An 11,916-nucleotide genomic window follows, 5' to 3' on the forward strand; every position below is an offset into this window, starting at 1 on the left:
GAAGAAATTGGCCCATAGAGTTTCCCTCCGTGATCGTGATAACGATACACCATCACACTCTGGGACTAAACAACTAGGGATCGGTCTTGCGATCTTGGGGGAAAAACTCCTCAAGAATAGCGCCGGCGGCCTTTGAGATTTCTCTGCCAAACGACAGCACACTTTCAAGAATTTGCGCGGCCACAGAATCCATTGGTCGACAGATAGATGCTGGGTAATCCCGACTGAACGGAAAGTATGATGACCCGCTATCACAGCGAAGGCAGTCGTTTAGCCTCACCTGATTGCAGCACCCAATCTGGTTCAGAAGAATTCCCCGAAAATTAGACGAGGATAGAACATGCACTATGCCGAATACAAGCACACCGATCCGGCACTGATTCAGGCCCTGACGGAAACATTTCCATTTGCTGCCATATCCATCAACGGAGCCGAAGGGCCACGTATCGCCCACGCGCCGCTTACCTTCCGACCTGGGAACGCGCCAGCGGGGGCACTTGAATTCCATCTGGCCAAGGCAAATCCGATCGCCCGCGACATGACGGTTGGCACGCCGTAACGATCCTGGTTCAGGGACCCGGCGCAGCAATATCGCCCATTTGGTTCAGCTCGAGCTTTCCGAGTCCACGTTCGGATCGCAGCAGGACGGCGCCGACCTTTAATTACATCAGCCTGATCATGCATGGGCGACTTGAGTTCATGGACGACGTTGCTCTGCAGCGCCAGATCAAAGACCTTGTGAGTGCAAGCGAACCGAAGGGCGGATGGCGGACGGAGGAGCTGGCCGCTGATCTATGGGAAGGATGGAGAAAGCTGATCCAGGGATATCGGCTCGAAATAGCCAGCTTCGATATGACCGTAAAGCTTTCACACGGCGACGTCCCGGAAGACAGGCATGGCATCGTCGAGGGGTTGCGAGCGCGTAACGTGCTGGCAGACGAAAACATGGCTCATCTTATTAGTGGCTACGATGGCACGTCTAAGTCTCTTCAATCGCTTCTCCGCGCGTTGAAACGTTGACGATGGTAGAAGATCAACTGAGCTTGTGCGCGAGCCTTGCTTTGGCTCCGCGTGGCAGAGTGGGCGACGCAGAATGATGCGAATGCTGCAAAAATCGATGCGGCATTCGCACGCCTTGGAATTCATTCACAAGGAACGGATCAGGCAGTGGAATAAACGTGTTAAACGCAATTTACGTCGCAGCGCGTGTGTCATGCTTTTGCTTTCAGGCTGCACGCCACCGGGCAGTTCGGACAAGCACTCAGATCGCAAAGTCGGCACACCGAATAAGCATGATCAAGGTCCTCGACGAAATTCGCGAGCAGTTTTTCCGTCAGCAAGCGATAGGTCTCCCGCTCGAGCGGATCGAGAACATCCAGTGCTCTTGCGATGCGCTCAAAGCGTGAGGACAGAATAGCATCGCAGCTGATGTTCCCGGCGTCCGTTAAATGAAGAGCGACCGCCCGGCGGTCGCTTTCGCTCGCGTGCCTCATGACAAGGCCATCCGCGACGAGCCTATCGACAAGGCGGACCGTGGCAGAATGCGAAAGGCCGAGCGCACGACGCAATTGTTCGATGGGCATACCCGGTTCGTGCCGCAACAGCGCGATCGCCGCCGCCGCCTGCCCTTTCTCGGGAGCCAGGTTTTCTGTTTGGCGCAAGACTGCGTCAGCCAGACCTAAAACCAGCGCGCCAATTACATTCTCTGTCTTTTTTTCATTCATGCCGAATTAATATATGCGTGGCGCATAGACATCAAGTGAAAATAATATATGCTTCATGCATACAAATTGGAAGGATACAGATATGAAACAGAGAATTACATCCATCGCCGACCGCGCCATTCTTGGCGTCGATCGCATCGTCCCCGCCGCCACTGTTACAAAAATCGGGCGCGGCGTTGCCCTTGCCGGAGTGGTGCTGCCGCTTCTGCTGATAGGCGTTCTCAAATACACACAGGTCGAGGTCGATGCCCTCAAACCCCTTATAACCAATACACCATGGCTCTCGTGGCTCTATCCAGCCTTCGGCGAGGTAGGTGCGACGGCCCTCCTGGGGACTGCTGAGATTTCAACCGCACTCCTGCTGATCGCTTCTCCCTGGTCGGCGCGCGCAGGAGTCCTCGGTGGTGCGATCGGTTCACTGACGTTTCTCACCACGGTCTCGGTCATGTTCGCACTGCCGATCTGGTACGCGGAACTTGGTGGCTTTCCCTGGATCAATCCGGTCGGCCAGTTCCTGCTCAAAGATGTGTCGCTGCTTGGCGTCAGCATTTTCATTCTCGGCGAAAGCCTTGCACGCGTCAGAGCCCAAGCCTTGCTGAGCTGAGACCGCATCGCGAACAGGACTGCATCCTTCGAGTCAATGGGTGTCCCTTACACAGAACTCTTGAAGCCCTGGCGCTTATCGCGAGGCATCTCCTGGATCAATGATGACATATTTCGAAGGCATTACCATTCCAGGTCTCGCGGCACTTCTTTTTGCCGGAGCGTTCTTGCTGGGTGTCGCCATTCAGCATGGTACCACCTGTGCCGTTCGTGCCATGTCCGAACTTATAAGGGATCGAAGGGCAGACGGGTTGCTCGGGTTTTTCGAATGCGGCCTATGGGCATTGCTTGTTGCATGGCTACTGACGCCAGACATGGCTGTTCCGCAGTGGGGTCCTTTGGGTCCTTTATGCCTTGGGGCCGTGTTGTTCGGAGCGGGGGCGACCATCAACGGCGGCTGTGCATTCGGCTCGATTGCACGTCTTGGGGAAGGCCGAGCCGAATTTCTTCTGACTGGAGCGGGGGCATACCTTGCATTTCGCTTCCTTGACGCAATTGGACCAGGCACAACGGCTTTACCGGAGCAAACGCCCGTTCCTGAAAATGCCTTACTCCTTGTCGTGCTCGGTCTACCCGGTCTCATTGTGTTACGCTTTGCGTTGTGGAGACGGCCGCTTCGTGTAATTTTGAGGCTGTCATTCCTGATGGGCGTTATCGGATTGGTCGGGGCTCTTGTAGGAGCCCTCCATCAACCTTGGCCATGGATGCATGCGTTGAGGTATATCGGCGCCTCCGACTGGTTGACGGTCATCGGCCTAATCGGACTCATCTCGGGAAGCATCGCGAACGGTTTGTTTCGCGGACGGTTCAGGGTTGAACCGCCAGGGTTCGCTGCGGTGCGAGACAGATTTGCAGGGGGGCTGCTGATGGGAGCGGGCAGCGCCTTGATACCCGGAGGCAATGACAGCCTAGTCCTACAAGGTATACCGTCCGGTAGCCCCTCGGCTTTTCTGGCTTATGGAATCCTTCTTGCCACGATCGTTGCCCTGCTGATCATGGTGCCACGCTTCAATGTCCATTGAACTGTGCGCTTTGCGCAATTCATATCTTGCACTAAGTTTTGGCGACGAGATCAATTGCTTTAACATACCGATGGCGAAGACCTTGTTCACGAAGCGCTAGGCGACCATTGGCGCTTGGAGCCAATCCCTTCAGTACGTTTTATTGTTGAACACTTGGCGACAGTACCACATCCGGGACGCTGTCAGGGCCTGATGGGATCGTGTCGGCCTAGTCTCGCAGACCGCAGGCAAGCACACTGCCAATCAGTTGCTCAAGATCGGGACCCACCCATCTGGGAAGGTGTAGCTGGACAGAAACCCGACCGCTGTGATCGCCGGGATGCTGTGGTCAGTCTCCCGCATTCGTTCCGCGAGCTGCTCGCGACAGGCGCAAATGAGTGCCGCGCCGTGGTCGATACTATAGCGGGCGCCGCGCATCGCTGCGACAAACAGATTGCAATAACAAAAATCCTGGCGATGAAACCGTCGGAACGTTGAGCTCTCGGCAGGAGCCATGGCGAAACGATACTCATCACTACGGGCGAAGAGGCTATCTGGGCCAGTTCGGGCGATCCCATGATCGCCCGAAGACATACGACAGCCTGCCGCAAAACTACGCGTAGTTGACCGGCAACCAGTCGTAATTCGTGCTGTCCTTGCGGACATGGCCGATGCCCGGAAAAGCGATGTGTGCACCTGCTACCAGATATTTGCCTTCCACCGCCTGCCTGAACGCGATGTCGCGCGCGGCAATGGCGGCCTTCTGGTCGATATCGAATTCGATTGCTATGCCGGGTTCATCGAATTGCAGAATATCGCCATGGGTGATGTCGCCCCAGAATACGATCTTCTGGCCTTCGCTTTCGAGCGTGATGGCGCTGTGGCCTGGCGTATGTCCCGCATAGAGGATGGAACCAAGACCCGGAACCGGCGCTGCGTTATCCGCGAAGGTTTCGAATTTTCCGGCTTTTACGTAAGGTGTCACGCACTGATCCGCCTCGCCGAAGTGCTGCTTGACGATGCCGACCGCTGCCTTGGCGTTTTCCGCGCTCAGCCAGAATTTGGCCTCCCGCTCGCTGACCCGCAAGGTCGCGTTAGTGAATGTGCGCTTGCCGTTGCGCATCAACCCGCCGGAATGATCGGTGTGTATATGGGTGAGGATGACATCATCGATATCATCCGTCTTGTAACCGGATGCTTCAATGTTGGCCAGGAGTTTGCCGAGAGAAGGCCCAAGATAAGCACCGGTGCCTGCGTCGATCAGTACAAGTCGCTCACCCGTATTGACCAGAAAGGCGTTGACGGAAGTTGGGACGATTTCCGGCAGAAAGGCTTCCTCCAACGCGCTCTGCGCATGTTGTTCGCTGGTGTTGGTGTAAAGCTTGGCCAGCGGCAGAGCAACGGTGCCGTCCGACAGGGCCGTCACCTCTGCAGAGCCGATTTTCAGCCGGTAGAAACCGGGTGCCTGAACAGCGGCATAAGGTGCTTTGGCAAAGGCGATCGACGGGGCGATGAAGGGTGCGGCAATGAGGCCGGATACAGCGCCTTTGAGAATGGAACGACGAGATGGCATGGGTTTGCTCCTTGGGTGATGAGTGCGGAACGGCTTGTAAGTTTCTGCCCAACAGCTAAGACTGCCTCAGTCAGCAATCAAATCGATACCAATCATGCATGTCATCGATCATTTCAATCTGCGCTCTTTTGACCTCAATCTTCTCGTTGCCTTCGATGCAATGATGGAAGAGATGAGCGTGACACGTGCGGCGCAGCGATTGAAAATCCAGCAACCTGCCATGAGCCACAATATATCCACCCTGCGCACGCTGTTTCAGGATGAGCTTTTCATTCGTGTTGGTCAGGTGATGAAGCCGACGGCACGTGCGCTCAACTTGTCCGGTCCGGTGCGGCAGGCATTGCGGCAGGCGCAGGCGGCCGTGTTGATGGCGGATGCATTCGATCCGGCCACCGAGCAACGCACATTCCGGCTGGGACTTTCCAGCGAGGTAGAACTGCTGCTGCTGCCTGATCTGACGGCGCGCCTGCGAGATATCGCGCCGGGCATCCGTATTCTGGCCCGCGGTGGTGATGCGCAGGAGATAGACGCAATGCTCGATGCGGGCATCATCGATATGTCCGTAGGGTGTAGCTATCTGCCTGACTCACGGCACCACTGCGAACCGCTGTATCAATCCAGCGTGTTGTGCTGTTTTAATCCAAAATTGCTGAAGCTTTCCAATCCGGTGGGCCTCGATGCCTATATCGCCGCGCAACACGCAGTCATTTCCCAAACCGACAGCCTTCATGGCTGCGTCAAGGATGCGCTGGGGCATGTAGGTGCAGAACTGGAAGTTGTTGCGGCAGCACCCGATTTTATGTCCATATTGGCCACGGCGCGTTCATCTGCGGTGATCGCTACCGTCTCATCGCGCATTGCGCTCCGTTACGGACCGCTGCTGGAGCTTGAGGTCAGCCCGGTGCCATTGGCGCTTTCTTTTCCACCCGTGGCAATGGTCTGGCCGCTCCAGATGGACAGCGATCTTGGCTGCGCATGGTTGCGAAGCCAAATCCGTGAGGCGATGCTGAGGACGAACCGGAGCAGCGTCGCAGATATCGCAGCGTGACCGTGGAATAGAGATCAACATGTTCAAACGTCTTCGTGTTGAGGGATTCGAACGAGCAGTCCTCGACACCAGGATACTTAGTTCGTTGAGCCTAATCGGGCGGCGCGATGGAAGATGACCTGTAGCATTGTGATGCGATCTCAATGCGATAGCCGCTTTACGCCGGTTGTGGACACCTCGGCGTAGTTTTGTACAATTCTTACAGGGCATCCCGGATATCGAAGCGAACGATCTTTTCGCCCTCCATACGGAAGATGTGCGTCACGGTTTTGTCCTTCAGGCCATGGGTTTGCCCGTCCAGCGGTTGGCCGTTGAGATCAGATACGGTCTGGATTACCTCGACAGCGACGGCATCAGGTAGACTGCTGACGCAGGAATGGCCGACGCTGACAGCAAGAGAGAAGACGATCATTCTTGATAATAATTGATAAAAAACCTATCTTGTCTCTATCACATCAGATGTCTATATCACATCAGATGGAGGACCGCATGATCAGCGAAGATCTGGGAAAGCAGCTCGAAAGCTATATCCAGCAATTCGTCGATACAGGTCGCTATGGCTCGAAAAGCGAAGTCCTGAGTGAGGGCGTTTGACTGGTCCAGGACCGCGAAACCCGGCTTGCCGCGGCTTCCATCATGCGCGCCGTTGCAGATGTGACGAACGAAGTCGGCGAGCGATGTCTTCGACCGTCTCGACGCTAAATACCGTGCGATGGCTGACAAATCGGGATGATCCTTGAGTTTTACAGCGAGGCGGAAAATGACCTTGAGCAGATCGCCGATTATATCGCTCAAGGCAATCCCCAAAGCGCCCTGTCATTCGTTCGAGAGTTGCGGAGCAATTGCGAGGATCTCATGGATGCTCCGAACAGCTTCGCCCCCGTCCCCCGCTACCACCACCATGGTATCCGTCTGCGCGTTCATGGCAGCTACCTGATCTTCCACCGCGTCGAAGCCGCGAAGGTGGTCATCATCCATATCCTGCATGGGGACACCGACTATGGCGCCATCCTGTTCGGCATAATGTAAGCGGGCCAATCTGGGCGACCTCACGCGCTAATGCCGAGCTAAGCGGCTACCGTGTGTGTCTCAAGCGTCATCGCGCAGATCAGCCATCCCATAGTCGTTTAGCATTGATGAAGATGAACCTTAGAGCTCCCGCATGGATGGCCACAGGACGAAGTAACAACGCGTCTACTTACCGTCTGCAACAGAACCGCTGTTCAGTGCCTCAATGAACCGCAACCCTCTGCGCCGCACAACCCGTCTTATTTGTCGAGACCGCGTTCTCGCAGAACCCGTCTGACCTCCCGCTTTGCCTTTAATTGCGCCAGAGCCGGCTCAACGCGGCCAGGCATGGGATCGAAAAGCAGCTGCGGCTGAGCCGGGTTACGCTTGCGGCGCGGCTTCGAGCGGATCGGGGCTTCGGTCTCACGAAGGAGCGGCTTTGATCTGGGAGGCTTTGTCATTCGCGACAGTTCATCAGAAAAACCTTAATAACATTGTGACGACGGGCATGTTGTCCCCGCTATCCACCGATCAGGGTACAAATTGGTAGAAGCCGTCCAACTGCATAGAAGCCCTGCCTCTATCGAAAATATGAAAGTTTCCATCCCGCTTGGCCGCGTCGGCTCACCAAAAGACCGCCAACGCCTTCCTCTTTCTCGCGTCAGATGATGCCAGCTACATAGCTGGCACAACAATCGTAGTAGATGGCGGGCAACTGTCCCCGGAAGCTGCAGATTTCCGGCTTCTGCCGCCCTGAAAACGGCCCGTATTCGCTCTCCGGCGATGCGGTGTCTCGTATGGCTCTCATAATCTCGGGAACCCCTGTGACTTGTGCGGGTTATTTATGCACGACCCCAACGAGGAGTGGAACATGCCTAATAACGATAATTTCCCGACGGACCCCGGATCCTCACCACGAGGCCCGACATCAAATTCCGGAATTCCAGACCGTGTTCAGGAAAAGCCTCCGACACCTCCCGTTCAAGATCCGGTCGATAGCAAAAATCCAAACGATCCTACGCTTAATCCTGCTCTTTTGCCGATAGGTGACCCCGCTGGCGCGGCGTAAGCCAAAACAGCTTAGACCCAAGGCGCTTGAACAACGTTGCTCACGGAGCTGGTTTTCAGGCGCTTTTTCATTCGTGTTTGCAGGGGTTGGTCGAAGTATACGGTCAAAGCATATGAGATGCAGACCGTTGCCACTATAAAGGTCAGGCCCGCCGGGATTGCCCAGCCTGCGTCACTGGCACGGGGCACGAGAAATACCGTCCACGCAAGCATTGGGATGTGCAGCACGTAGACTGCGTAAGACGCAGTTCCCAGAAAGCTCAAAACCCGATCAAGCCAGCCGCCCGCCTCGATTGCGGACGCGACACTTAAGAGGATTGGCCAGACAAGCAACACGATGACGACGTCGAATATCGGGCGAATTTCGTCGGTGACGGGCAGAAACAGTAACAGAGCAACTGCTGACAGACACATCACGGCCAGCGCCGGGCGAGTTTTGATTGTTTGACTGCGAAAGCGATAAATGAGCACACCGGCGAAGAACGAAAAGAATACTCTTCCCATGCCTGCATACATCTCGTGCCATCGAAAACCGAGATGAAGCTTCCCAGAATGGATGGCTGCGATGATAAGGAAACATGCGCTCAACGCTAAAATGACGCCAATTGTCTTCACTTGCGCGCGAGCGCCCTTGAGAGCATAGGCGATGTTGACCACCAGTTCATTGAACAGCGACCAAGCGGGGCTGACCAGAAACAGCGCACCATTGAGCGTGAGCGTAAAGGGGGCCGGTAAAAACAGTAGCCCAGTTACCAAGGCAAAACCCAGTTCTGTAGGCTGTACCTTCCGGTGAAGATCATCAATGGGAGTCGGTAGATCGAGGAAATACAGACAGACGAAGAAGGCTGTCATCAACAGCAGCGCTAAACCATAAAGCGGATATAGCCTTAAGAACCGCGCCTTCATGAAGTTTAGCGGGTTCATTTGTCCGTTCGCAAGCCGCTCGCCGTAGGCGTGAGCCAACACGAAACCGCTGAGCGCGAAGAACAAGTCCACAGCCAGATAGCTCGATGCTTCCGGTCTGCCAAAAAAGACTTCAGCATGCCGATGCACAATCGCAACCGCCGCCAGCCCCCGTACTCCATCGAGCAGCACAAACCGTTGCGGGACGTGAGTATCTGTCATTTATGATCCTGAAAGGCATAACGCGAACGGATCAAACGCGTGGAAGCGAAACCGGTTCATGACGCATATCACATTGCGCGCTTTTCTGGAGGCTCTGCCGTCATCAATGTAGAAAAACCTTGTAGCACGTTGTGAGAGAGTTCGACCTCGCGCACTAAACGTTTGACGGTGTTTTGCCCGAGCATAGAGCGGATCACGTGGCTTTGCGGTGCATGGGCGCTCGAGATTATAATCTCGTCGCAGTCCTCGGTTTCCACCAAACTCAAGAGCGAGATCTGTTATAGTTACGGCGTTTTCGATGACGCCATGTCGCAGGGCAAAAGCGTCGGTGCCAATCGGAAAACCGGCATCGACATCCCGCGAGATCGATGTCGGCAGGAGAAGTGCGGCCACCTGGCCTGAAAGTAATCAATCCTTGGTCCAGATGAGGACAGTGCTTATCTAGGTGTCCTAAGTTCACCTCGCTTCAAGGCGATGATGTTGGCCATTGTGCTAGATGCCCACGGAGGCCCATGCTCGACGACGGCATTGCGCCGGTATTTCGGTCGTCCCACCAATAGCTTTGGCTCCAACAAGCGGATATGGCTTGGCTAAATCGAGGGGTATCACGAGCGTAACCCGAGATTAAAAAACCTGCATTTCAGAACGTTGCAGCCTCCCAGTCTGGAGCAAAAGGCGGGTCAACGTAGCGTAGGTCCTTCGGCAGAGCTGCGATAGCCGCGCGGTCCTCGTCGTCGAGGTGAATGTTGAGCGCATTGAGATCGGCGCGCTGGCTGGAGGGGCGAGCGGCTTTGGGGATAGTGATGACGTTTTCCTGATCCAGAAGCCAGGCTATAGCGATCTGGGCTGCGGTGGTGCTGTGCTTTTCACCGATCCTGGCGAGGATGGGATCCTTTGCCGCCCGGCCCTGCGCAAGCGGCGCATAGGCGGTCATCGCAATTCCCTTGCGGCGAAGATAATCCAGCATCGTCGTCTGTGACAGGAACGGATGATATTCCACTTGATGAACGGCGATGGGGGCGCCGATATCCTCGACCGCGTACCGGATCATGGGCAGGTTGAAGTTGCAGACGCCGATGGCCCGCGCCAGTCCTTCCTCCTTCAGTTTGGTGATCGCGTCCAGCGTCGCGCTCATGTTCATGTTTCCCGATGGCCAATGGACGAGGAAGAGATCGATATGGTCGAGGCGAAGCTTACCAAGGCTCGTGTCGAAGGACCGTCGCAGGGCATCGGGGGCGAGCTTGTCGTGCCAGACCTTGGTGGTGACGAAGAGGTCCGTGCGGTTTATGCCGGAGGCCGCGAGCGCCGCGCCGATGGCGGCTTCATTGTCGTACATGGCGGCGGTATCGATGTGGCGGAAGCCGAGGGCAAGGCCGCTTTCGACCACCGGTCGGGCGGCATCGCCCGGCATCCGGAAAGTCCCCAGTCCTAGCCGGGGGATCGCGACACCGTGAGTCTCAATCGTTTCCATGATCATTCCTTTCGAGTTGCGAGGGACGCGGCAGCAGAGGCAGAAGCCGTCCGCCGCCGGTTCTCCCGGCGGGCTCAGGCAGTTTCGCTTGCCGCCGCCTGCCGGACCAGCGCTTCGATCAGCTGCTCAAGTGACGTCGTGCCCCTGACACGGTTTCCGCCGTCGTCCTTGAAGTCGATCCAGCCTTCGTTGAAACCGTCGAGCATACGCATGCGCGGCTGCGGGTGACGCGTACCCTGGGCACGGAACAGGCCCTCCCAGCTTGCCCGCGGAACGATCTCCACCCGCACCGGATGCCCGAGCACTAACGCGAAGGCATTGGCGAGATCGTTGGGTGAGACCCGAGCGGGGCCTTCCAGTTCTACCACCCGCTTACCAATCCATCGCTCGCGGATCAGATCTGCGGCGAGCCGGCCGATATCCTGCGTCGCGACCATGGCGAAGGTCTTGTCGGCAGGCTGGAGGAAGCTGTGCAGCACGCCTTCGTCGCGGGCCGAGGCGATGTCCCAGGCCGCATTTTCCATGAACCAGCCGGGCCGCAGGAAGGTGACTGGAAGATCGAGCTCGCCGAGGGCTTCTTCCAGCATCGTCCGTTGGCTCAACAGATTGTCCACGTCCGCATCGGCGCCGATGGTGGAGAGGCAGACGACCCTTTCGGGGCGGGCGGCAAGGAGAGCGGTCGTCAGCACCTCATTCTGTTTTGCCGCTTCCGGATAGCCGGGCGCCGGATCGAATTCCGACGGCGGCAGGATGAAGACGCCAGTCGCGCCCTTGAACGCGGCGGCAAACTGTGTCGCGTCGCGCATGTCGGCAAAGGCGATTTCGCAACCGCGCTTGCGCCAGATTTCCGCCTTGGCGGGATCGCGCAGCACCGCACGGACCGGTTCTCCGGCATCGATCAGGGCTTTCGCCAGCGCGCCGCCGACCTTGCCGGTAATTCCTGTAATCGCATACATGATATGTCTCCTGGTTTTGAGGTTGGGAATGGATCAGGCGAGGCCGTCGTAGAGGCCGCGCCCGAATGTGCTGTAGAGCTCTGCAAGGCCGGAGATTTCTGCGGTTCCGGCACGCCGCTGGCGCCAGCGGCGCTGAGGAAGTACCTACGGGACGAAGAAAGATGATTCACGCGCATTAAAATCAAAGATAAGATGACTTCAAATCATCATGACGAGACAGGCGGCGAAGACCGATCTTGCGGCGGAGAGAGGGCATGAGTTTCGACACGCGGCTGCTGACCGGGGTCGGCGTTTTTGGGGCGGTGATGGAAGCGGGCAATTTCGTGCGGGCCGCGGATG

12 protein-coding genes and 5 pseudogenes are annotated in these 11,916 nt (G+C 56.6%); 9 read left to right on the top strand and 8 right to left on the bottom strand.

Annotation, left to right across the window (positions count from 1 at the left end):
- Positions 1–340: 340 nt before the first annotated feature.
- Positions 341–559, top strand: coding sequence for an FMN-binding negative transcriptional regulator (locus ATO67_RS23750; RefSeq protein ID WP_067653950.1), 219 nt, complete (start codon positions 341–343; stop codon positions 557–559).
- Between the two features lie 38 nt (positions 560–597).
- Entirely contained in the window at positions 598–1,020 is a 423-nt protein-coding gene (locus ATO67_RS23755; RefSeq protein WP_280940039.1) for an FMN-binding negative transcriptional regulator, read from the top strand.
- A 191-nt stretch (positions 1,021–1,211) separates the two neighbouring features.
- On the opposite strand, the gene ATO67_RS21845 is transcribed toward ATO67_RS23755, so the two are convergent.
- A complete protein-coding gene (locus ATO67_RS21845) occupies positions 1,212–1,724 on the bottom strand; it encodes a MarR family winged helix-turn-helix transcriptional regulator (protein WP_067653952.1) in 513 nt (170 codons plus the stop codon).
- A gap of 82 nt (positions 1,725–1,806) precedes the next feature.
- On the opposite strand from ATO67_RS21845, the gene ATO67_RS21850 reads away from it, so the two are divergent.
- Positions 1,807–2,328 (top strand): YkgB family protein, encoded by a 522-nt coding sequence (locus ATO67_RS21850; protein ID WP_067653987.1) that lies wholly within the window; start codon positions 1,807–1,809, stop codon positions 2,326–2,328.
- 103 nt (positions 2,329–2,431) lie between these two features.
- Complete coding sequence (locus ATO67_RS21855) at positions 2,432–3,349, top strand: YeeE/YedE thiosulfate transporter family protein (RefSeq protein WP_157940876.1); 918 nt, start codon at positions 2,432–2,434, stop codon at positions 3,347–3,349.
- 592 nt (positions 3,350–3,941) lie between these two features.
- Here the strand turns inward: ATO67_RS21855 and ATO67_RS21865 are convergent.
- On the bottom strand, positions 3,942–4,901 hold the full coding sequence (locus ATO67_RS21865) for an MBL fold metallo-hydrolase (RefSeq protein ID WP_067653955.1): 960 nt from the start codon (positions 4,899–4,901) through the stop codon (positions 3,942–3,944).
- A 94-nt stretch (positions 4,902–4,995) separates the two neighbouring features.
- Here ATO67_RS21865 and ATO67_RS21870 point away from each other — a divergent pair, with 94 nt between their 5' ends.
- Positions 4,996–5,949 carry a LysR family transcriptional regulator gene (locus ATO67_RS21870; protein ID WP_067653956.1) on the top strand — a complete coding sequence of 318 codons (954 nt, stop codon included), beginning with the start codon at positions 4,996–4,998 and terminating at the stop codon, positions 5,947–5,949.
- 199 nt (positions 5,950–6,148) lie between these two features.
- Here the strand turns inward: ATO67_RS21870 and ATO67_RS21875 are convergent.
- Positions 6,149–6,301, bottom strand: a pseudogene (locus ATO67_RS21875) (nuclear transport factor 2 family protein); the annotation flags it as partial.
- 137 nt (positions 6,302–6,438) lie between these two features.
- On the opposite strand from ATO67_RS21875, the pseudogene ATO67_RS21880 reads away from it, so the two are divergent.
- Positions 6,439–6,682, top strand: a pseudogene (locus ATO67_RS21880) (type II toxin-antitoxin system ParD family antitoxin).
- Positions 6,679–6,978 (top strand): type II toxin-antitoxin system RelE/ParE family toxin, encoded by a 300-nt coding sequence (locus ATO67_RS21885; RefSeq protein ID WP_067653957.1) that lies wholly within the window; start codon positions 6,679–6,681, stop codon positions 6,976–6,978. The pseudogene ATO67_RS21880 and the gene ATO67_RS21885 overlap by 4 nt, the downstream one beginning before the upstream one ends.
- A gap of 287 nt (positions 6,979–7,265) precedes the next feature.
- On the opposite strand, the pseudogene ATO67_RS21890 reads toward ATO67_RS21885, so the two are convergent.
- Positions 7,266–7,418 (bottom strand): annotated as a pseudogene (locus tag ATO67_RS21890) (non-homologous end-joining DNA ligase); the annotation flags it as partial.
- A gap of 73 nt (positions 7,419–7,491) precedes the next feature.
- On the opposite strand from ATO67_RS21890, the pseudogene ATO67_RS22715 reads away from it, so the two are divergent.
- Together ATO67_RS22715 and ATO67_RS23660 are read left to right on the top strand one after the other, a co-directional pair.
- Positions 7,492–7,714, top strand: a pseudogene (locus tag ATO67_RS22715) (SDR family oxidoreductase); the annotation flags it as partial.
- A gap of 114 nt (positions 7,715–7,828) precedes the next feature.
- Entirely contained in the window at positions 7,829–8,026 is a 198-nt protein-coding gene (locus ATO67_RS23660; protein ID WP_082760390.1) for a hypothetical protein, read from the top strand.
- An 11-nt stretch (positions 8,027–8,037) separates the two neighbouring features.
- Here the strand turns inward: ATO67_RS23660 and ATO67_RS21895 are convergent, their stop codons facing one another.
- The 4 genes and pseudogenes from ATO67_RS21895 to ATO67_RS21910 form a co-directional block, all read right to left on the bottom strand.
- A complete protein-coding gene (locus tag ATO67_RS21895) occupies positions 8,038–9,150 on the bottom strand; it encodes an acyltransferase family protein (RefSeq protein WP_067653961.1) in 1,113 nt (370 codons plus the stop codon).
- 161 nt (positions 9,151–9,311) lie between these two features.
- A pseudogene (locus ATO67_RS23665) lies at positions 9,312–9,549 on the bottom strand (acyl-CoA dehydrogenase); the annotation flags it as partial.
- A 241-nt stretch (positions 9,550–9,790) separates the two neighbouring features.
- Positions 9,791–10,621: an aldo/keto reductase gene (locus tag ATO67_RS21905; RefSeq protein WP_067653989.1), complete on the bottom strand. Its 831-nt coding sequence runs from the start codon at positions 10,619–10,621 to the stop codon at positions 9,791–9,793.
- 74 nt (positions 10,622–10,695) lie between these two features.
- Positions 10,696–11,577, bottom strand: a complete 882-nt coding sequence (locus ATO67_RS21910; protein ID WP_067653964.1) for an NmrA family NAD(P)-binding protein — start codon at positions 11,575–11,577, stop codon at positions 10,696–10,698.
- Between the last annotated feature and the right edge of the window lie 339 nt (positions 11,578–11,916).

Origin of the sequence: Agrobacterium bohemicum (genome assembly GCF_001562555.1) — a bacterium.
Lineage (GTDB): Bacteria > Pseudomonadota > Alphaproteobacteria > Rhizobiales > Rhizobiaceae > Agrobacterium > Agrobacterium bohemicum.